Source organism: Neisseria iguanae, assembly GCF_003013245.1.
GTDB lineage: Bacteria > Pseudomonadota > Gammaproteobacteria > Burkholderiales > Neisseriaceae > Neisseria > Neisseria iguanae.
Genome location: NZ_PXYY01000005.1, coordinates 17,757 through 38,143 on the forward strand (window position 1 = coordinate 17,757; position 20,387 = coordinate 38,143).

Here is a 20,387-nt window from a genome sequence, read left to right on the forward strand (position 1 = left end):
CTGCGGCCTGTCTTTATTTTTGGAAAACACCATGAGCGAACAGCACAATCCGCCTGTCGAGCCGCAACTTGACGAAAACCAAATCATGACCTTGCGCCGTGAAAAACTGGACGACATCCGCAAACAGCGCAATGCCTACCCCAACGATTTCAAACGCGACAGCTTTGCCACCGACTTGCACCAGCAATACGATGCCTTAAGCAAAGAAGAACTTGATCCGCAAGCCATTTCGGTCAAAATCGCCGGCCGCATGATGCTCAAGCGCGCGATGGGTAAAGCCAGCTTTGCCACCATTCAAGATGCCAGCGGCCAAATCCAGCTTTACATTAACAATCAAGGCGTGGGCGAAGCGGCGTACGACGATTTCAAACATTGGGATATGGGTGACATCGTCGGTGCGGAAGGCACTTTGTTCAAAACCAACCACGGCGAATTGACCGTGCGCGTATCGGTAATTCACTTGTTGAGTAAATCGCTGCGCCCACTGCCGGACAAACATAAAGGCTTGTCTGACCAAGAAACCAAATACCGCCAGCGTTATGTGGATCTGATTGCCAACGAAGAATCGCGTCAAACCTTTATCAAACGTAGCCAGATTATTCAATCGGTGCGTAATTTCATGGTGGGCGAGCAGTATTTGGAAGTAGAAACGCCGATGATGCACCTGATTCCGGGCGGCGCGACGGCCAAACCGTTCGTCACCCACCACAATGCCTTGGATATTCCGCTATATCTGCGTATTGCGCCGGAATTATATCTGAAACGCTTAGTAGTCGGCGGTTTGGAACGCGTATTTGAGATCAACCGCAGCTTCCGCAATGAAGGCATGTCAGTGCGCCACAATCCCGAATTCACCATGATTGAGTTTTACGAAGCATTTTCCGATTACGAACGCATGATGCAGATGGCGGAAGACATCATACGCAGTGCATCGATGACAGTCAACGGCACGGCAAAAATCAGCTACAACGGCAAAGAAGTCGATTTGGAAAGCCCTTTTGAGCGGCTGACGATTTTAGGTGCGATTAAAAAATACAATCCGCACTACACCGATGAGCAGTTAAACGATGCCGAATGGCTGAAAAAAGAAATTATCAAACATGGTGAGAGTCTGCCGCCTTCTCCAGGCATCGGCAGCCTGCAATTGGCTTTGTTTGAAGGTTGCGCTGAGAGTAAATTGTGGAACCCGACCTTTATTGTGGATTATCCGGTAGAAGTGTCGCCATTGGCACGCGCATCCGACAGCAAACCGGGTTTGACCGAGCGTTTTGAGTTGTTTGTGGTCGGCCGTGAATTGGCCAATGGCTATTCCGAGTTGAACGATCCGGAAGACCAAGCCAACCGCTTCAAATTGCAAGTGGCGCAAAAAGATGCCGGCGATGATGAAGCCATGCATTACGATTCCGACTACATCCGCGCGATGGAATACGGTTTGCCGCCGACTGGTGGTTGCGGTATCGGCATCGACCGCTTGGTGATGCTGCTGACCGATGCGCAAACCATCCGTGATGTGATTTTGTTCCCGCAAATGCGTCCGGAATAAAACATCAACCTCAAGGCCGTCTGAAATAAATGTTTCAGGCGCCTGCAGATTTGCATAGCAAGTACAACTTTTGATAACAGAAAAAGGTCAGTATGCGGCAGCATACTGCCTTTCCCAATAAGAAAGTTTGCGCCCATTTGCGTAAGCACGGCACCATTTACCGCTTCCCGCACTGCGACCGTCAAAACGGTGCCACCTGCGCATCATCCCCAAACCCTACCGCAGAACATACGGAAGCGGTTTATGGAACAAAGGAAAAGTGCCCGGCCGGGCCGGCATGGAAGAGCGCCCGGCCATCGTCGGCAGGAAAAAGCATGCCGGCGGTTTCGAGACGGATACCATCGCCGGCAAAGCGCAAAAGAACGAGCTGCCGGTTGCCGTTGGCCGGGTAACCAAATTCGCCATCATCAGAAAAATCAAAAACTCAAAGCCGGATATGTTGCAGGAGTCATTACCCGGGCTTTAAAGCCGTTCAAACATCATGTTAAAACCGTCACATTGGATAACGGCAAAGCGTTTTACCGCCACAGAACCTTTGCCAAAGCGCTGGGGCCCAAACCTACTTCTGCCCTCCCTGCCGTTCTTGGGGAAAGGGGACGGTAGGGAATACCGGCAGTTGATACGCCGATACTTCCAGAAAGGAACGGATTTCAGGAAATTCGGCAGGCAACAAATTAAGGCGGTCGAAGATGCCCCTAACCGCCGCCGAGGAAAAATGCCGGATTATGATTCTCCGGTTAATTTGTTTCTGAAAGCGGTACAATCGGGAACAGCCAAATGTTGCATTTGAAATGCGGACTCACAGGCCTTTTATTGTGGATAATATTTACGGTTGTATTGAAGACGGGTTCTTTCTGAAAAGACAACTGTTTAAACAAATGGTTACACAAATATCAACAATCTGATACAATTGTTTACAATTTAGGATTTAGGCGGACTGATGGGAAAGGCCGTTTGGAACTGTTTTTCATTTTGAAAGGTGACTATGACCGAATCTTTACACCAATGGGTGAATGCTATTAACAGCCCGTTGTGGGACGGCTTGATTTTCTTGTTGATGGGGACAGGTTTATTTTTTACCGTCGCGACCGGTTTTGTGCAATGGCGGCTGTTTGGCCGCAGTGTGAAAGAAATGTTGGGCGGGCGCAAGCAAGGTAGCGATCCGCACGGGATTACCCCATTTCAGGCGTTTGTGACCGGCTTGGCCAGCCGTGTCGGCGTGGGCAACATTGCCGGTGTGGCGATTGCTATCAGTATCGGCGGCCCTGGAGCGGTGTTTTGGATGTGGCTGGTTGCCTTAATCGGTATGAGCTCTGCGTTTGCCGAATCTTCACTGGCGCAGTTGTTTAAAGTCCGTGATTATGACAACCATCATTTCCGCGGCGGTCCGGCTTATTATATTACTCAAGGTTTGGGTCAGCGCTGGCTGGGTATTTTGTTTGCCTTGAGCCTGATTTTCTGTTTCGGTTTGGTCTATGAGGCGGTGCAGTCGAATACGATTGCCGCAGCTGTCGAAACGGCTTGGGGCTGGGACAAACATTCGACTGGTGTGGCGTTGGTAATTCTGACTGCGCCGATTATTTTCGGCGGTATCCGCCGTGTGGCGAAGCTGGCGGAAATGATTGTGCCGCTGATGGCTGTGTTGTATCTGTTGATGGCGCTGTATATTATCGTGACCAATATTGGTATGTTACCGCAAGTGTTTGATTTGATTTTCAGCAATGCCTTTAAATTTGATGCGGCAGGCGGCGGTTTGCTCGGCGGTCTGATTTCGCAAACGATGATGATAGGTATCAAACGTGGCTTGTATTCGAATGAAGCGGGTCAAGGATCGGCTCCGAATGCTGCGGCTGCGGCTGAAGTGAAACATCCGGTATCTCAGGGTATGATTCAGATGCTGGGTGTGTTTGTCGATACCATCATTGTTTGTTCGTGTACGGCGTTTATCGTGTTGATGTCGGATACACACGGTAGTGATTTGGTCGGTGCGCAGCTGACTCAGGCGGCGATTGTGAGCCATGTCGGTGAGTGGGGAGCGGATTTCTTGGCGGTGGTGTTGTTTATGTTTGCCTTTACGACCATTATCGGCAACTATGCCTACGCTGAATCAAATGTGCAGTTTATCAAGAGTCATTGGCTGATTATGGCTGTATTCCGTATGGGTGTGCTGGGTATGGTGTATTTCGGCGCGGTGCAAAGCGTGCCGTTGGTGTGGGACATGGCCGATATGGCGATGGGGACAATGGCGTGGATTAATCTGATTGCGATTCTGTTGCTGTCGCCGCTGGTGTTTCTACTGCTGAAAGACTACACGGCCAAGCTGAAAGCGGGTAAGGATCCTGAATTTAAATTATCCGAACATCCGGGCTTGAAACGCAAAATCAAATCGGATATTTGGTAATTCGGACGGCCTTGTTTTAAAAAGCTGCTTTCTTTGGAAAGCGGCTTTTCTTAATATCTAAAAACCAAGGCCGTTTGAAAAGGATTTTTTTCAGACGGCCCAGATATCAGGTGTAAACTTTAATCTTTGATAAAAGACACACCATTCAAATGTGAACTCAAAATCGCACTGCGCAAAGCGGTTAATGCTTTCGGGCGCACGAAATTGCGGCGGTATGCCAAAACCACTCGGCGGTTGGGTGCGGTGCCTTCAAACGGAATGATACTAAACAGCAAATGATCGTTTTCGGTCAGGGCGGTAGCCGGCATCACACTGATGGCCAAGCCACTGGCAACCATGTGGCGGATGGTATTGATGGAGCTGCCCTGCAAGGTATTGGTTAAGCCTTGGATTTTCTGCTTGGCGGCTAATTCCGCGCAGCTCGACAACACTTGGTCGCGCATGCAGTTGCCTGCGGTCAGCAGCAATACCTGTTCTTCAGCCAACATGCTCGGTGTAATAGCATCCAGCTCTTCAAAAGAATGGCCTTTGGGTACAATCACAAAAAATGGTTCGTCATACAAAGGCTCGGTAACAATGCCCGGTTCTTGGAACGGTTCGGCTACCACGATGGCATCTAGATCACCGCGTTTGAGTGATTCGGTCAGCGTGTAAGTGTAGGTTTCCTCAAGCATCAGCGGCATTTTCGGCGCGGTGTCGCGCAGCGAAACAATCAGTTTCGGCAAAAGGTAGGGGGCGACGGTGAAAATCAACCCCAGCTTGAATGCGCCTTCCAATTCGTTTTGTTCCTCATTGGCCAGATGCTTGATTAAATCAGCTTCTTCCAACACGCGGCGGGCTTGGGCAACAATGCGTTCGCCTGCTTCGGTGGTGATGATGTCGTTGCTGCTGCGGTCAAACAGCGAAACCGACAGCTCTTCTTCCAGTTTTTTAATTGCAATGGAAAGGGTAGGCTGGCTGACAAAGCAGCGTCGCGCCGCGCGGCCGAAGTGGCGCTCTTGGGCAACGGCTACGATGTAACGCAATTCGGTTAAAGTCATTCAGCGGCCTTTTTTTGTTCAGGCAGAGTGATGTTCAATTCAAGAACGTCTAAGCCGTCTTGTTTCTCTTGAGAAATGCGGATGTCGTCTAAGGAAACGTTGACATACTTAGACAGCACTTCCAGCAGCTCTTTGCGTAGCGTCGGCAGATAATCCGGCGCACCGCCACCGTTTTCATTGGCGCGTTCTTGCGCAATGATGATTTGCAGGCGGTCGCGTGCCACTTCGGCGGTTTTCGGCTTTCTGCCGAACAGGATATCTAACAAAGACATGGCTTAACCTCCGAACAAGCGTTTGAAGAAGCCTTTTTTCTCCGCTTCGAGGAAACGCATTTCCCGATTTTCACCCAGCAGGCGGGCAATCACGTCTTTATAGGCTTCGGCTGCGGCCGCACTGTTTTGATGAATAACCGGTTCGCCGGCGTTGGAAGCCTGCAAGACGTTTTGAGATTCCGGAATCACGCCCAACAACGGGATGCGCAAGATGTCGCAAATGTCTTGTACCGACAGCATTTCACCTTTTTCCACGCGCTCAGGGGAATAGCGGGTAATCAGCAAATGCTCTTTCACGCTGCCGCCTTGTTCGGCTTTGCGCGATTTGCTTTGTAAAATACCCAAAATACGATCGGAGTCGCGCACGCTCGATACTTCAGGGTTGGTGGTGATGATGGCTTCATCGGCAAAATACAGCGCCATCAACGCACCTTGTTCGATACCGGCAGGCGAGTCGCAGATGATGTATTCGAAGCCCAGTTTTTTACCGGCCAATTCTTCCATCACTTTTTCTACACCTTCACGGCTCAGTGCATCTTTGTCACGGGTTTGTGATGCGGGCAGGATAAACAGGTTTTCGCAGTTTTTGTCTTTAATCAGGGCTTGGTTCAGCGTGGCTTCGCCTTGAATCACGTTGATCAAGTCGTACACGACACGGCGCTCGCAACCCATAATCAAGTCAAGGTTACGTAGGCCGACGTCGAAGTCGATAACGGCGGTTTTGTGGCCGCGTAAGGCCAAACCGGTTGCAATACTGGCACTGGTGGTGGTTTTGCCCACGCCGCCTTTACCTGAAGTTACTACAATAATTTTTGCCACGATATTTCCTTTTCAGATACTCAAACTTGAGATTTCAAAAAATTATTCGGTGTCGATTGCGCTGATGACCAAGCGGTTGTCTTGCAATGAAACTTGCACCGCGCGTTTATGCAGGTGTTCGGGCAAATCCTGCTCGAAGTTGCGGTAAATGCCGGCCACGGAAACCAATTCGGCCTGCATGGAATGGATGAAAATTCGTGCGTTGGTGTCGCCTTTAGCTCCGGCCAACGCACGGCCGCGCATCGGTGCGTAAATGTGGATATTGCCGTCGGCAATTAGTTCTGCTCCTTGGCTGACAATGCCGGTAACGATTAAATCGCCGTTTTCCGCATAAACTTGCTGGCCGGTGCGCACGGGGGTGCTGATTAAAACCGTCGGGTTGCTGATAACGGTGGTGGAAACAGCTTTGATGTCGGCCGGTTGCAATTGTGGTGGCTGCTGCGGTATATCGGATTTTTCGCCACGACTGAACATCAAATGATAGCGCGCCGCATAAGCCGCCCATGTTTCATTTTCGTGGCGCAAGCCTAAAATCTGCATGCCGTAGCGGGCAAACAGTGAAATGACGGCGGCCAAGTCCAATGATTCAGGGTGCTCGAAATCCTGTACATCCAAAACAAACGGTACAATTTCCAAGCCTTGGTACTGTCCAGTACGCTGGCGCAGAGATTCTTCCAATTCAGTCAAATCTGCGGTGTGCAGATAAATAGCCAACACATCCAATCGTGCCGACTTAACGTCAAACGCGGGTTTCATAGTGAGTAAACAATAAAAAAATTTAATGACGTAAGTTTACCGTGTTAATCTAAGCTATTCAATCCGTTTAGACCGTCTGAAATGAAAAAATATTCCATATTGTGGACGCAGGTCGCGTCGGGCAAACTTTTGCCGCATTATTGAACCGTCAATCCCGATTGGCAGCTTTCTTAACATCATCAGCCGCCGAATGCCTTTAGGGCAATGGTTCCAGCGGATATTGCCATTACCTACCGAAACTGCCGAACGCATTACCTGTCATGTCGCATTGCCCCTGCAAACCTTGGTACTGTACTTGGGCGGAGCTCAAACCATACAGGTTTTACAAGCAGTTAGCGCGCATAGTGCATTGGCGGGCAGCCTGCACGGTGTTTGCCTTTTCCGATGCCGAACATTCAGTGGCGAATCTGGCTGGAAATTTGTGCGCCGTCGAAGCCGGACATGCGTATGCTGTCGAGATTTTGCAACAATTGGCCGAAGCCTTGGGATTGACTGCGTTTGCAATGCCGTCTGAATATAAAGCATGTTACCATGCGGCTTTGTCGGCGGCATCCAATTTCAGCGTGACCTTGGCCGAGTTTGCCCAAAATTTGCTCAAACCCTTGGCTTTGCCGGAAACCTTATCTCGCCTTTGGTCGGCAGTTTGATGCAGCAGAGTATTGATAATTTAGACAAACTGTCGCCATTGCAAGCACTGACCGATCCGATTGTGCGCGGCGGCGACAGCACAGTCAGCGGTGCACTTGGCGGCGATGACGGCGGTGGAACAGGCAGATTACCGCATTGGTGTGCAGTATGCCTTGAACGTTGGCCGTAACGAAATTAGATAAAGAATCGGTGGAAAAAGTTCGGATGGTCTTGGAAGAATGGGGAAAGGATGGGTGAATCAAATTTAAGGCCGTCTGAAAGCCGATTCCGATTCCTTTCATACCGAATTCGGAAACAGCTTTCAGACGGCCTGACGGTCATGCCTTTATCGGCACAAGATTGGCTTAAAACTTAGTTTTACTGTACTTGCGGGGTTTTAGGGCTGCATATCTGGGTGGCCTTGTTTGGCGCGTTATGGCTGGCGGTCGGTGCGTTCTTGTTGGCGTTTTCGCTGGTTTTCCAGCAATTGTTTTTGCTGCTTGGCAGGCAATATTTGGAAAATGTCGTGACGTTCTTTTAAGCATTTTACCTCCATGTCGACCATGCGTTGTTTGCGTTCGGCGGTGTGTTGTTTAAGTTCTGCTTGACGCTCGTTTACCAGGCGGCGGGCGGCAGCTTCGTCAAAGTGTTTGCCGATAATCAGGGTTTGCTCGGCGGCGCGGCGTTGCTGCATTTTTGCTGGAATTCAGCACGTTTGGCGACAACAGGTGCTTGTCGTTTGCCGTTCTGCTTCTAGCGGTTGGCTGCCATGATTTTTTGGATTTGCGTTTTTTGTGTGCTGCTTAGGTTTAATTCTTGCAATTCGCGCGGCAATTCGCCTTTGAGGCGCATTTTATGACCATGTTTGTGCATATGGCCTTGTTTCACCGGACGGTTGTTTTGCGACACGGTATCGGTGACCTCGGCCAAACTGATTAAAGAAGCTGAAGCAACGGCAATATATTTTTTATCATAAGGTTTGTCCTTCGGAAAGTGTTTGAGAAAGTATTTTTTTGAAAGGAAACATGGTGAAACGAATCATATAATCCGCTGTGGTTAATGAGTGTGAGACGGGGGTAAACGGCTGTTTGCCGCGGGTTATGGATTGTGGGGATGGCAAGGATGCGTAAGAGGTCGTCTGAAAAATCACAAATAGGTTAATTTTGGGTATGAGGTTAAACCAAAACAGCGTATCAGCAAAGCGATACGCTGTTCAGACGGCTCGAAGGGTTAGAAAAGATCGGGTTGTTTACACTTTTTATGCGGAACCGCTTTTATTTTTTGTCGAAAGGATTGTTTTAGGATTTTTGGGTATTCTCAAAAACTATGCGGCCTTGCTGTGCCTTTTGACATTTTTGGCAATACGCAAAATTCCAAAACGGGTCTTCGGGGAAAAACAAAAAGTGCAGACAACGCTGGAATTTTCTACAGCCGAACCCTTCGTAAAATCCCCATCTTTGGTACATTTCTTTGCAATGCGCTTCTCGAAACTTAATCATTTCATGGGCTGTCTGCGCGTTCTGTATTGCTTGGCTTTGAAACTGACTCAAATCCGGGGTTTGGAAAAGGTTCCGGCCTTTAAGCCTGATGAATGCCCAACACTTTGGCGGTGTGGCTGATAATTTCTTCGGCAAACGCAGGGTTGTCGTTCAATTTCACGCCGTAGCCCGGAATCATCTCTTTCAGACGGCCTTCCCATGCCGCCTTGTGTTGCGGAAAGCACTGGTTAACCAGGCTAATCATCAGAGGGACGGCAGTCGAAGCGCCCGGCGATGCGCCCAAAAGTGCGGCCAACGAGCCGTCTTCATGCATCACCAATTCGGTGCCGAATTGCAATACGCCGCCTTTTCGATTGTCTTTCTTAATGACCTGCACGCGTTGGCCGGCAGTAATCAGCTCCCAATCGTCGGGATTGGCATTCGGATAGTATTCCAGCAGTGAGGTAATGCGCTCTTCTTTGGTTTTGCGTAATTCGCCCAGCAGATATTTGGTCAATGGCAGGTTGTTCCAGCCGGCGCGCAAAATCGGCAGCAGGTTGTCGCGGTGAATCGACATCGGCAAGTCCATCATTGAACCTTGCTTCAGAAAGTTCGGTTTGAAACCGGCATACGGGCCGAACATCAAATGACGTTTGCCGTTAACGTGACGGGTATCCAAGTGCGGCACCGACATCGGCGGCGCACCGACCGATGCTTGACCGTATACTTTGGCATTGTGGCGCTCGGCAGTTGCTTCGTTGTTGTTGCGCAGGAACAAGCCCGATACTGGGAAGCCGCCGTAGCCGCGTCCTTCCGGAATACCGGATTTTTGCAGCAGCGACAAAGCACCGCCACCGGCGCCCAAGAAGACGAAACGGCTGCGCAAGGTGAGTTTTTGCGTATTGTCGCGGGTGTCGCAGGTTTTGATTGCCCATGCACCATCGGCTTTGCGGTCGAGTTCTTCCACATGGCGGTTGCACAACAGTTTCACGCCACGGCTGGTTAGGTTGTCAATCATTTGACGGGTGATGTTGCCGAAATCAACGTCGGTGCCTTCTGCCGAGTAATTGGCGGCAACCGGCTGGCTTTCGTTGCGGCCTTCGATGACCAACGGCGCCCATTCGTGGATTTTGCTGCGGTCAGTTGAGAATTCCATTTTCTCGAACAATTTTTGTTTTTTAAACACGCCAAAACGTTTTGGCAAGTAGGCGCAATGGTCGTCGGTCATCACAAACGACATGTGCGGCACGCTGTTGATAAATGAGTTGTCGGCCATTTTACCTTCGCTCACCAAAGAAGCCCAAAATTGGCGGCTGATCATGAATTGTTCGGCAATATTCAATGATCGTTCCGGATCAACGGTACCGTCGCTGTCCAAGGGTGCATAGTTTAATTCGCACAAAGCAGAATGACCGGTACCGGCATTATTCCAGGGATTGGATGATTCTTGTGCAATATCGTCAAGGCGTTCGACAATGGTAATTGCCCAAGAGGGTTCGAGTTCTTTGAGCAGAATACCCAAAGTAGCACTCATGATTCCTCCACCAACCAATACAACGTCAGTCGTTTCAGCCATGGTTATACTCCTAAAGGATAGGCAGGCAATGATTTGCCTTTATGATTATTCCGTATTTGGTGTTATCTGTGCATAGACAGATTATTAACAATATATATGCCTTGGAATTTAGTGGATTTTGCACAGAAATGCAAAGATTTTATGAAAGGAATCAGTGTATCCGATGATGACAAGGCCATTTGAAACATTCAGACAGCCTTGATGGCTAAGGAATTGGTTGCGCATATCAAAAAATCATTAATATTGAAATATTTTTAGATTTTCAAAAAAATCAAAATTGATAAGCGGTTTCCAGCAAAATTTCAGATAAGGGGCTGAAGCAGATTGGCCGTCATGTCAGACTGCAAAAATAAAGATAACCAATTGCAAATTAACAAAGAATACCCAAAGAAAACTTCTCCGGTTTTTCGTACCGGAAGCCACAGCCCGTGCAGCCGCTGATATTTATTGGGCTATGTTGTCCTACCGTAAACCAGCCGGGTGACAGCCTGTCATTTGGTGCAGGAAGCCGGCAGGGTTTTCAGAGGCCCACCACCGGGCCGGACGGGTGCTATTTCGGCGGTCGGCGTAAGGGCAAACGCGGACGCGCGGCAGCAGGGAAAGCGGCAGTATCCGGCACCTTAAAGCGGCAGGGAAAGGTTGGTACCGCCGTTGTGGGGATAGCGGGAAGGATGCCTTATTTCCGGTTATCAAACAGCAAACAACACCTGACAGCATTGTTTATACCGGTAGTGACAGGGGCTGTGGCGTGCTTGATGCGGGGTAGGTTCGCGCATCAGCGCATCAACCGTTCACGGTTTTTTGCAGACCGTCAAAACCCTATCGGCGGCATTGGAAATTGTTGGAACCGGGTGAAGTGCGTCTTGCGCAAATACAATGGGGTTGGCCGTAAATCTTGCCCGCTGTCCTTGAAAGAATGCGGGTTCCGCTTTGACTTTGGCGCACCGTCCGGGCAGCTTGAAATGCTGCGGCAATGGTGTGGTGTTTGGGGCTAATCTGCGTCAGCCCTTCAGATAATAGTTGCACCGAACGAGTCAGTCGGTTTGAATGCCGACAATACGCCTTCGATATTATGTGCTACAATCATTACGGTTACTGAATGGTTCATCATTCTCCAATCATAATCAAGTTTTTCCGCAATAACTTTATTAATATTAAAATAGAAAGTGGGTAACCAAATATTCGCCCAAAAAAAATCAAAAAAACACTTACCCAAATTAACTTTGTTAAAAAAACATTTTCTAAAATGACTTCGCTAAATTTCCAGTTTATTTATCCTCCTTACAGGATTTCCAACATAAGTTCCTGATTCAAAGATATCTTTAATCACTACTCCACCGGCACCAATAAAGCTATCTGAAGCTATTTTTAAATTATTACTGACAACTGCTCCTGCACCGATCCATGTTCCTAAACCAATTGAAACAGTTCCTGCAATATGTGTTCCTACAGAAATATGGCAATAATCCGAAATCGAACAATCATGATCAACTGTAGCTCCAGTATTAACAATACAAGATTCACCTATTTTTGTATCGGAATTAATCACAGCACCTGCCATTACAACGGTACCTCTACCAATCGAAACACGCCGACTGATAATTGCATTTGGATGTATCAAGGAAACAATATTGTACCCCTGAATTTTCTCAGTAATTTTTTTTCTTATTTTTGAATTTCCGATAGCAACGACAAAATCACAGTCCTCATATTTTGAGATTTCGGCTAATTTACCAATCACTGGAAAACCAGCACAATCTTTTTGAGAATCATTATCATCTAAAAAATATATTTCCTCATATCCATTTTTATCAGCAATATCTGCAACTACTTTACCGTGGCCGCTGGCTCCAATAATTATTAATTTATTCATTACCTGTAAACCCTTCTATGATGCCGATGATGGCCGGAATGCCCATCCAGCAGAAAATGGCGTAAAATAAGCCCATCCATATGCAGTTGGAGCAGAATTTGTGTACGCCGAACGAACCAAATAACAAAACCATCACGACATATGGGGCTTTGTTGCAGGTATGGGGATTAAGAAGCAGCATAAGAACAAAGACGGTTGCATATTACTTTCCTTGTTGGTTATTCTTGTTCTCAACGCTGAGTATAGTTGAGTATATAGGAAATAAAGCGGCAGACTCAAGGTCGTCTGAAACAGGTTTACTTGAATTTATACGCATTATATGAATATGAAAATGTTTGAATAGAATAGTTAATCTGGAAATAAATTTTCCTTAGAATCAAAAATTCTTTGACTGCAGACAAAAAATTCTTTGGTGTGGTAGAAATAAACGGTTACATTGTGTCACCGTTTATTTTTCCAACGGCATAACCATGAGCGGCAACCGCGATTTTTTCCTATTTTGACCATGTGGTTTCTGGTAATGATTTTTGTATTGATCGGCTTCCAACACTTTGTAAGAGCGTTCTGTTCGCACATTGACCAATCTTCTATCGGGACGATAAAGCCAACTTTTTCCATTTACGTATTTGCGTTCGAAATGTCCCAAAAGGCGCTACGGTATTGACATGAATAAATTTACAGACTGGCCAAGTGGCAGTTTTGGTAGCAGCGTCAGCCCATTTTCTCTGATGCGGTTTAAACAGCTCATCATCGGTCATACTTTCAATCATCCGATAGATTTTATCGATATTTGAAGTTAGCACCGTCTGTAATTCCGCTAAAGACAAATCTGCGTAAGTCTCAGTAAACCACTGATATAATTTTCCTAACTGATTCCATTTAAACTGGTCAGATGGCGTATAAACTTCAATGCCCGCCCTTTCATCATTCTCCCACTTCAGCAAAAGCGTTGTCTAGCCAACAACCTGATAAGCCAGATTCTCAGCCGGTGTTCGCTCAACATCTCCAACCTTCACATCTTTTAGCGTTTCTGGAATGATCTCAAACCCGGTTATGTATTTTTGATGGCTTTTTTGAATCGCCTCAATTAATTCTGTTTTAGATTGGTATTGTCTCATCAGCCCCTCCCAATAGATATAGTGTTGCATAACACAAACGCATCACTGTAAAAGTAGACCTTATAAAACCTTAAAAGTCAATTTTGGTATGGCCTAGCCTATTAGCAGCCGGCAGATATGGAATGGTGATGCCGACATTGCCAACCAAGTACGCATGCTGGAATTTCAGCAGGAATTAAACGAACGTTTAGCACGAAGCCGCCGCCAGTTCGATACCGAAATCAAGCTGGCGGAAAATACCTTAGTAAAAAAACGACGGCGTGACTGATGCGGGTGTCGCCGATGCGGCTTTACGCATGCCGGATGTCGATACCCAAGGTTTGGACGTGATGGACAGAAAATTTCTTGAAGCCATTTTATACAAATTCAAATTCGGCGGCGGTCCGGTGGGATTGGAAAATGTTGCCACAGCCATCGGCAAACCCACTGATACGATTGAAGATGTAATTAGGCCCTATTTAATCCGGCAGGGCTTTTTACAGTGCACACCGCGTGGCCGTGTGGCGACTGAACGCACTTATCTTCACTTCGGCTCGAAGGTTTCTGAATAAACCTATAGTGACGGCCGTCTGAAACTTTTCAAGCGATTCTGTTTTTGGGGCTGTCCCAGATAACTAAACTGTTCCGGGACAGCACTGCGGATATGTTTATTATTCCTGCAAGCATTTGGGCGGTGCGGACGTGACGTGGGGATAATTCTTTCTGAACATGATTCCCGTGTTTTTGGGCAGTGCTGTCGGCGGCTTGTCGTTTGTGGGCGCATCTTACCTGTATGCTTACGAGTATTTGCTGAAAGAGGATTTTTCAATTTAATCTGAAACAATAATACAAAAGGCGTTTGCCATGCAATCAGGCAAATGCCTTTTGTATATTATATTTAAGGTCGTCTGGAATATTAAAACTTCAATTCGCCTTGTTCCGAAACAAAGCCGGCTAACGCAATATCGTGCGGTTCGACAGGCAATTCATCGACCAGTTGGCAGCCAAATCCCACGCCCATGGTTTTTGTCGGCAAACGGTATTTTATCTGCGCCAGAGTCGCATCGTAAAAACCGCCCGCTTGCCCAAGCCGGTAGCCGCGCTTGTCAATGCCGACAACCGGGACCAGCAACAAATCCAAACGGTGCGCGCGGCGTTTCTGACCGTCAAATTGCGGAATAGATAATTTGGGTTTGCCGCGTTTGCGCTCCGGTTGCTGCGCCTTCCCGGTCAAATAATAGCGCGTGAACCATAAACGGCGCGCATTCGGCTCGATATACGGCAGATAAAGCTTCGCCCCGCGTTTTAAGGCCGTCTGAATAAAATCATCCAAACGCAACTCCCGGCCAATCGGCCAATATACGCCGATGTGCCGGCCTTTTCTGATGTGGCGTTTGAGCAGGCGGTTGATGATTTGTGTTGCGGCGGCGCGTTCGGCAGGATTCATTTGCGCACGCGCACGGCGTAAGGTCCGGCGCCATTCGGTTTTATCAACAGGCATGAGGCTTCTCCAGTTGGGCGGATAGGGCAGATTTGCGGTAAAATCCGTTTCTCTTTTCATCAGGGACACCATTATTATGTGGCATATCGTCATTATCGGCTATTTATTTGTGACGGTGATGTTTTCCGCCGCCCAGCCGAACATTGCGCGCGCATTGATTTATCTGCTGTTTTGGGTGGTGTTGCCGATGATTTTCTTGTCATGGGCGGCCGTCACACGTCGCCGTAACCGCTTGATGAAACAAGCCGCCCGCACCGAAACCGAAGCCTTAAGGCGGCCAAGGCAGGTGTCGGGGCAAGTGCAAAACCCAGATTCGGAATGATTCGGCTGCTGCGCATCCGTCGAATTAGCTATTCAGGCTGAGTTAAGCCGTCTGAAAAAAAAAAAAACGACAATGCCAAGTAAAACATGACATTTCCCTTTCCAGACGGCCGGTTATCCTATATAATTTTCGGGCTTTTGATTTTAAAAGCAAATTTTCATTTTTTAAAATATGCCCACTTTCGCCGAAGGGTGCTTGGCTGCGACCAAGTTCTATGCGATTGAGTGTGTGCTCTTAACCCTTTAAAATTTAAGGAATATTATGTCTCAAATTACCATGCGTCAGATGATTGAAGCCGGTGTTCACTTTGGTCACCAAACCCGTTTCTGGAATCCGAAAATGGAACAGTACATTTTCGGTGCGCGCAACAAAATCCACATTGTCAACTTGGAAAAAACCCTGCCGATGTTCCAAGATGCGCAAGAAGCGGTTCGTCGTCTGGTTGCCAACAAAGGCACCGTATTGTTTGTCGGTACCAAACGCCAAGCACGCGAAATCATCCGCGAAGAAGCAACCCGTGCAGGCATGCCTTTCGTTGACCACCGCTGGTTGGGCGGTATGCTGACCAACTACAAAACTGTAAAACAGTCTATCAAACGTCTGGAAGAAAAAACTGCCGTTCTGGAAAACGCTGCCGAAGCCGGTTACGGTAAAAAAGAAATTCTGGAAATGCAGCGCGACGTTGAAAAACTGGAACGCTCTTTGGGTGGTATTAAAAACATGAAAGGCCTGCCTGACGCCATTTTCGTGATTGACACCGGTTACCAGAAAGGTACTTTGGTTGAGGCTGAAAAACTGGGTATTCCGGTGATTGCCGTTGTCGATACCAACAACAGCCCTGACGGCGTGAAATACGTGATTCCGGGCAACGATGACTCTGCAAAAGCCATCCGCCTGTACTGCCGCGGTATCGCCGACGCCGTTTTGGAAGGCAAAAACCAAGCCTTGCAAGAAACCGTCGCCGCTGCCCAAGCTGCTGCTGAGTAATACAGCGACGAAAAAGGGGCTTTTAGCCCCTTTTTTCAAATAATTAAGCGCGGCTCAATGCCGTACTTACCGATTCCGAATAAAGCATATTGGCTTTATTTTTCTAAAAATTCAAGGAGTTTAACATGGCAGATATTACTGCAAAAATGGTTGCCGACCTGCGCGCCGCTACCGGTCTGGGTATGATGGAATGCAAAAAAGCGTTGGTTGAAGCCGAAGGCAACATGGAAAAAGCCGAAGAAATCCTGCGCATCAAATCAGGTGCGAAAGCCGGTAAATTGGCTGGCCGTACTGCTGCTGAAGGTGTATTGGCTTATGCCATTGAAGGCAACGTGGGTGCTTTGGTTGAAGTAAACTGCGAAACCGACTTCGTCGCAAAAGATGCCGGCTTTGTGGCCTTTGCTAACTCTGTGGCCCAAACCGCTGTTGCGCAAAAACCTGCTTCAGTAGAAGCGTTGAGTGAAGCTGTTGAAGCCGAGCGCAAAGAAATCATCGCCAAATTGGGCGAAAACATGTCTGTCCGCCGTTTCGAATTGATCGACACTCAAAACCAACTGACTGCCTACATCCACGGCGCTTTGGCGACTGAAGGTGTATTGGTTGAGTTCAAAGGTTCTGAAGATGTTGCCCGTAAAATCGGTATGCACATCGTTGCTGCCAAACCAGTCTGCGTTTCAGAAGCCGAAGTGGATGCCGAAACCGTTGAAAAAGAACGCCGTATCTACACCCAGCAAGCCATTGAGTCCGGCAAACCTGCCGATATCGCTGAAAAAATGGTGGAAGGCCGTATCCGTAAATTCTTGGCAGAAATCACTTTAAACGGTCAACCGTTCGTGATGAATCAGGATCAAACCGTGGCTCAATTTGCCAAAGAAAACGACACTGAAATCATCAGCTTTGTACGTTACAAAGTCGGTGATGGTATTGAGAAGAAAGAAGTTGACTACGCTGCCGAAGTAGCCGCTGCTGCTAAAGTGTAATCAGCCATGAATAAGAAAGCACCTGGATTCATTCATATTGAATCAGGGTGCTTTTTTTTGAGAAATTTATTCAGACGGCCTGTTGATTTGTGTGCGTGTAGGCCGTCTGAAAACCGAATGGGTTGAATCTACGTTAAACACATGCTTTGATTTATCAAAAAAATACTAAAATTTCAGAAAATTCAAAGCGTTTACCATTGTTAAACTACTCATTCCGCATACCTGATACACCCATATTTCCATATCGAATGCCGTCTGAAACCCTAATCCGATGTTTCAGACGGCCTCTGTAAACCCGTGAAGAAAAGGCATTTCCATGACCCAGCAAGTCAAATACAAACGCGTCTTATTGAAACTCTCAGGCGAAGCCCTGATGGGCAAAGATGCATTCGGCATCAACCGCGATACCATCATGCAAATTGTCGGCCAAGTCAAAGAAATCGTTGATTTGGGCGTGCAGGTCGGCGTTGTGGTCGGCGGCGGCAATATTTTCCGCGGCGTATCCGCACAAGCCGGCAGCATGGATCGTGCCACTGCCGATTATATGGGCATGATGGCCACCGTCATGAACGCCTTAGCCTTGAAAGACGCATTCGAATCATTGGGCTTGAAAGCCCGCGTGCAATCGGCTTTGAGCATGCAACAAATTGCCGAAACTTATGCCCGCCCCAAAGCCATTCAATATTTAGAAGAAGGCAAAGTATTGATTTTCGCCGCTGGGACCGGTAACCCGTTCTTCACCACCGATACCGCTGCTGCTTTGCGTGGTGCGGAAATGAACTGCGACGTGATGCTGAAAGCCACCAACGTAGATGGTGTGTACACCGCCGATCCGAAAAAAGACCCAGAGGCCACCCGCTACGAAACCATCACCTTTGACGAAGCGCTCAACAAAAACCTGAAAGTAATGGACGCGACCGCATTCGCCTTGTGCCGCGAACGCAAGCTGAATATCGTCGTGTTCGGCATCAGCAAAGAAGGAGCCCTCAAGCGCGTGATTGCAGGGGAAGATGAAGGTACATTGGTTCACTGCTAAACTGATTTAAGTATTGAAATGATAAGGCCGTCTGAATAGTTCAGACGGCCTTTGTTATTTGCCAACTAACCGGGAATTTTTCTAAATAAAATCAGAAATAAAAAAACTGAACTTAAAATAATAAAATATGTTTGCATCTCAAGTATAGAATTGAATCCTTGGTTTTGATATGGATAGCAATACAAAAGAAAAGGCATAAATACCAAAAGCATAATTGAATTTAAAATTAATTGTGGAGCTAACGTTTTGCCAAATCTGCGTAGAGAGCCCATAGCTAGACTCGATAACCTTGGGCAAAAGTGAATAGGCATAATGTGAAAAACAATTCTTCGGAAGGCATAGAAAGATTTTTTACATTAAGCAATTGTAACAAATATGGATATGCCAAATAACTAATCCCCATGGTAAACATGAAAATACCCAACATATATGCTATGTTTTGATAAAATTGCAGACGAGAAAAATTTTTATTCCCACTAATATATAAACTATTGGCTTGAGAGAACGCAATCAATGGTATCTGTAACAGTAAAGTAATACTGCTGAAAACAGATAATAAAGCAACATATTCTGTACTAAATGTAAGCATTTGTTCAGTTACAAAGTAGAAAATGATTTTTTGGCATAGCATACCCACTGATATTGGTAGTCCTAAGACAAAAATTTTTTTAAGAAAAAATAAGATGAGAGAGAACCTGCTTATTTTGTTTCTCTGAATTCTTTACCCAACTTAAAATTAAAAGAAATGTAAGAGTGATTTCTGTCAGTAAAAAAAGATAAAAATATATTTGATATAACTAATAGGTGAACTCTGTTCTATAAGTAGAGCCATGCATAGCAGAAAGCAAATACCAGTAGCTGATGAAATTGTTTTGCACCACGAAATTTTTTTATGTAACCCGATACTTTCTAAATATATATATCCATAATTATTAATAGCAAGAAATAAAATTGACGGCAGGTAAATAAAGACTAATGGGTTAAGAAGGGATTTTTCTACCCATGAGAATTTTCCGAGGTCAATGACAAAAAAATAAAAAACAAATTTATTAAGATTGCTGCTAGACCAAAACAGGCAGCAAGTATTAATCCACTAATAAAAGAAGGAGGGCTTCCATGAAATTTTATATAATTGTTAATTATATTTCCAGTCACCAATAATGGCATTGTAAAAAATGCGGTCGATATTGAAAATATAGCCATTAGATAGCCGAATAAAGAGAGACTTTCATGATTAAATCTTGCTAGAAATATTACAGCAATAGAGCTGCTTAGAAAAGGCATGATGCGAGTAACACTGAAAGGTATTACTCGTGAGTTTACAAAGTTTAGGTAGTGGTTTTTTTGTGATGCTCGTGCACAACTTGAATTTAGTAGTCCCATATTGCTTTCATTCTTTGTCCAAATTCTAATTCATAGAGTTGTTGAGATAGTTCAAAACAATCAATTAAGTTGTTACGATCAGACTCGCTTCTCATGCCAAAATAGGGGTAATGGTGAAAATAATATCCAAAAATATTCATACAGCCACTATGGTATTGCCTTGTATCGAGAATGTGATGGTGCCATATCTTATCAACCTCAAGACTCGGTACAATAATCGGCATAACAGTAATATACTTTTTCTTAAGAAATAAGAAATTTTTATAATATTGAATGGCTGTATTTAACTCTTCTATTCTCCAAGCTCTGACTACTAAAGGATCTGGTTGACACAGCTTTTCAATTAAATTCGTGAAATCCATTTTATATATAGAACTGCTTCTTCAACAGTTGGTTCATATGAATTTCTTATTTCCATTCTGTGTGGCAATGTATCTACTACATTTTCCAAATTGAAAAGTTTTGAATTCATAATTAAATCTCCTATTTTTAGAAAAAGTAGGGCTGGCAGAACAAATTCCTTCAAACCCTACTTCACTTCAGAAGAAATTACCAGTTACCGTCACCTTGACAGTGAGAGGCTTTTACATCATTTTGATGCTTGGCATCAATGCGTTGTTGTAAAGGTTTAGCAGTTACTACAACTTGTTGTTTCAATTGCCGGATCGGTTTTTCCATAATAAGCTCTTTTTTGTA

Annotated in this window: 22 protein-coding genes and 3 pseudogenes; 12 read left to right on the forward strand and 13 right to left on the reverse strand. The window is 46.3% G+C overall.

The window, feature by feature from the left end:
• The first annotated feature begins 31 nt into the window (after positions 1-31).
• The 3 genes from lysS to C7N83_RS01520 all read left to right on the forward strand — a co-directional run bounded on the left by lysS (position 32) and on the right by C7N83_RS01520 (position 3,944).
• Positions 32-1,543 carry a lysine--tRNA ligase gene (lysS, locus tag C7N83_RS01505; protein ID WP_106740172.1) on the forward strand — a complete coding sequence of 504 codons (1,512 nt, stop codon included), beginning with the start codon at positions 32-34 and terminating at the stop codon, positions 1,541-1,543.
• A gap of 259 nt (positions 1,544-1,802) precedes the next feature.
• The gene (locus tag C7N83_RS01510) at positions 1,803-2,009 is read left to right on the forward strand and encodes a hypothetical protein (RefSeq protein ID WP_106740108.1); all 207 of its coding nucleotides are present in this window, start codon (positions 1,803-1,805) and stop codon (positions 2,007-2,009) included.
• A gap of 519 nt (positions 2,010-2,528) precedes the next feature.
• The gene (locus C7N83_RS01520; RefSeq protein ID WP_106740112.1) at positions 2,529-3,944 is read left to right on the forward strand and encodes an alanine/glycine:cation symporter family protein; all 1,416 of its coding nucleotides are present in this window, start codon (positions 2,529-2,531) and stop codon (positions 3,942-3,944) included.
• Between the two features lie 119 nt (positions 3,945-4,063).
• Here the strand turns inward: C7N83_RS01520 and C7N83_RS01525 are convergent, their stop codons facing one another.
• From C7N83_RS01525 to minC, 4 genes are read right to left on the reverse strand one after another with little or no spacing between them, the layout of a single operon-like run.
• A complete protein-coding gene (locus C7N83_RS01525; RefSeq protein WP_106740114.1) occupies positions 4,064-4,984 on the reverse strand; it encodes a hydrogen peroxide-inducible genes activator in 921 nt (306 codons plus the stop codon).
• Entirely contained in the window at positions 4,981-5,256 is a 276-nt protein-coding gene (gene minE / locus C7N83_RS01530; RefSeq protein ID WP_106740115.1) for a cell division topological specificity factor MinE, read from the reverse strand. Before minE ends, C7N83_RS01525 begins: the two co-directional genes overlap by 4 nt.
• A gap of 3 nt (positions 5,257-5,259) precedes the next feature.
• Positions 5,260-6,075: a septum site-determining protein MinD gene (gene minD, locus C7N83_RS01535; RefSeq protein ID WP_106740117.1), complete on the reverse strand. Its 816-nt coding sequence runs from the start codon at positions 6,073-6,075 to the stop codon at positions 5,260-5,262.
• A 42-nt stretch (positions 6,076-6,117) separates the two neighbouring features.
• Entirely contained in the window at positions 6,118-6,831 is a 714-nt protein-coding gene (minC, locus tag C7N83_RS01540) for a septum site-determining protein MinC (protein WP_106740118.1), read from the reverse strand.
• Positions 6,832-7,091: 260 nt separating this feature from the next.
• Here minC and C7N83_RS15610 point away from each other — a divergent pair, with 260 nt between their 5' ends.
• Together C7N83_RS15610 and C7N83_RS15615 are read left to right on the forward strand one after the other, a co-directional pair.
• Complete coding sequence (locus C7N83_RS15610; protein WP_245911086.1) at positions 7,092-7,478, forward strand: DUF2520 domain-containing protein; 387 nt, start codon at positions 7,092-7,094, stop codon at positions 7,476-7,478.
• Positions 7,478-7,648 (forward strand): DUF2520 domain-containing protein, encoded by a 171-nt coding sequence (locus C7N83_RS15615; protein ID WP_245911087.1) that lies wholly within the window; start codon positions 7,478-7,480, stop codon positions 7,646-7,648. Before C7N83_RS15610 ends, C7N83_RS15615 begins: the two co-directional genes overlap by 1 nt.
• A 243-nt stretch (positions 7,649-7,891) precedes the next feature.
• On the opposite strand, the gene C7N83_RS01550 is transcribed toward C7N83_RS15615, so the two are convergent.
• Both C7N83_RS01550 and C7N83_RS14445 read right to left on the reverse strand, forming a co-directional pair.
• Positions 7,892-8,152, reverse strand: a complete 261-nt coding sequence (locus C7N83_RS01550; protein ID WP_106740120.1) for a hypothetical protein — start codon at positions 8,150-8,152, stop codon at positions 7,892-7,894.
• Between the two features lie 59 nt (positions 8,153-8,211).
• Positions 8,212-8,388, reverse strand: coding sequence for a hypothetical protein (locus C7N83_RS14445; protein WP_211296552.1), 177 nt, complete (start codon positions 8,386-8,388; stop codon positions 8,212-8,214).
• Positions 8,389-8,627: 239 nt separating this feature from the next.
• Between C7N83_RS14445 and C7N83_RS14125 the strand changes: the two genes are divergently transcribed.
• On the forward strand, positions 8,628-9,077 hold the full coding sequence (locus tag C7N83_RS14125; RefSeq protein WP_146135071.1) for a hypothetical protein: 450 nt from the start codon (positions 8,628-8,630) through the stop codon (positions 9,075-9,077).
• Here the strand turns inward: C7N83_RS14125 and C7N83_RS01560 are convergent.
• Entirely contained in the window at positions 9,037-10,512 is a 1,476-nt protein-coding gene (locus C7N83_RS01560) for a malate:quinone oxidoreductase (RefSeq protein WP_106740124.1), read from the reverse strand. The two genes, C7N83_RS14125 and C7N83_RS01560, sit on opposite strands and share 41 nt — an antisense overlap.
• 349 nt (positions 10,513-10,861) lie before the next feature.
• Here C7N83_RS01560 and C7N83_RS01565 point away from each other — a divergent pair.
• Positions 10,862-11,507: pseudogene (locus C7N83_RS01565) on the forward strand (transposase).
• A gap of 260 nt (positions 11,508-11,767) precedes the next feature.
• On the opposite strand, the gene C7N83_RS01570 reads toward C7N83_RS01565, so the two are convergent.
• The 3 genes and pseudogenes from C7N83_RS01570 to C7N83_RS01580 all read right to left on the reverse strand — a co-directional run bounded on the left by C7N83_RS01570 (position 11,768) and on the right by C7N83_RS01580 (position 13,533).
• Positions 11,768-12,385: an acetyltransferase gene (locus C7N83_RS01570; protein WP_106740125.1), complete on the reverse strand. Its 618-nt coding sequence runs from the start codon at positions 12,383-12,385 to the stop codon at positions 11,768-11,770.
• Positions 12,378-12,566: a TM2 domain-containing protein gene (locus C7N83_RS01575; RefSeq protein WP_106740127.1), complete on the reverse strand. Its 189-nt coding sequence runs from the start codon at positions 12,564-12,566 to the stop codon at positions 12,378-12,380. Before C7N83_RS01575 ends, C7N83_RS01570 begins: the two co-directional genes overlap by 8 nt.
• 406 nt (positions 12,567-12,972) lie before the next feature.
• Positions 12,973-13,533 (reverse strand): annotated as a pseudogene (locus C7N83_RS01580) (ClbS/DfsB family four-helix bundle protein).
• Between the two features lie 218 nt (positions 13,534-13,751).
• On the opposite strand from C7N83_RS01580, the pseudogene C7N83_RS01585 reads away from it, so the two are divergent.
• A pseudogene (locus tag C7N83_RS01585) lies at positions 13,752-14,054 on the forward strand (Holliday junction DNA helicase RuvB C-terminal domain-containing protein); the annotation flags it as partial.
• Positions 14,055-14,398: 344 nt separating this feature from the next.
• Here C7N83_RS01585 and C7N83_RS01595 read toward each other — a convergent pair.
• Positions 14,399-14,983 carry a 5-formyltetrahydrofolate cyclo-ligase gene (locus tag C7N83_RS01595; RefSeq protein ID WP_106740129.1) on the reverse strand — a complete coding sequence of 195 codons (585 nt, stop codon included), beginning with the start codon at positions 14,981-14,983 and terminating at the stop codon, positions 14,399-14,401.
• A gap of 76 nt (positions 14,984-15,059) precedes the next feature.
• Between C7N83_RS01595 and C7N83_RS01600 the strand changes: the two genes are divergently transcribed.
• The 4 genes from C7N83_RS01600 to pyrH all read left to right on the forward strand — a co-directional run bounded on the left by C7N83_RS01600 (position 15,060) and on the right by pyrH (position 18,308).
• Positions 15,060-15,305 carry a hypothetical protein gene (locus C7N83_RS01600; protein ID WP_106740131.1) on the forward strand — a complete coding sequence of 82 codons (246 nt, stop codon included), beginning with the start codon at positions 15,060-15,062 and terminating at the stop codon, positions 15,303-15,305.
• A 261-nt stretch (positions 15,306-15,566) separates the two neighbouring features.
• A complete protein-coding gene (rpsB, locus tag C7N83_RS01605) occupies positions 15,567-16,292 on the forward strand; it encodes a 30S ribosomal protein S2 (protein WP_106740132.1) in 726 nt (241 codons plus the stop codon).
• Positions 16,293-16,417: 125 nt separating this feature from the next.
• Complete coding sequence (gene tsf / locus C7N83_RS01610; protein WP_106740134.1) at positions 16,418-17,272, forward strand: translation elongation factor Ts; 855 nt, start codon at positions 16,418-16,420, stop codon at positions 17,270-17,272.
• 316 nt (positions 17,273-17,588) lie between these two features.
• The gene (gene pyrH / locus C7N83_RS01615; protein ID WP_106740136.1) at positions 17,589-18,308 is read left to right on the forward strand and encodes a UMP kinase; all 720 of its coding nucleotides are present in this window, start codon (positions 17,589-17,591) and stop codon (positions 18,306-18,308) included.
• A gap of 1,370 nt (positions 18,309-19,678) precedes the next feature.
• On the opposite strand, the gene C7N83_RS01625 is transcribed toward pyrH, so the two are convergent.
• Together C7N83_RS01625 and C7N83_RS16495 are read right to left on the reverse strand one after the other, a co-directional pair.
• Positions 19,679-20,053: a glycine-rich domain-containing protein gene (locus tag C7N83_RS01625; protein ID WP_106740139.1), complete on the reverse strand. Its 375-nt coding sequence runs from the start codon at positions 20,051-20,053 to the stop codon at positions 19,679-19,681.
• A 187-nt stretch (positions 20,054-20,240) separates the two neighbouring features.
• Positions 20,241-20,369, reverse strand: coding sequence for a hypothetical protein (locus C7N83_RS16495; protein ID WP_281256719.1), 129 nt, complete (start codon positions 20,367-20,369; stop codon positions 20,241-20,243).
• Positions 20,370-20,387: the final 18 nt, after the last annotated feature.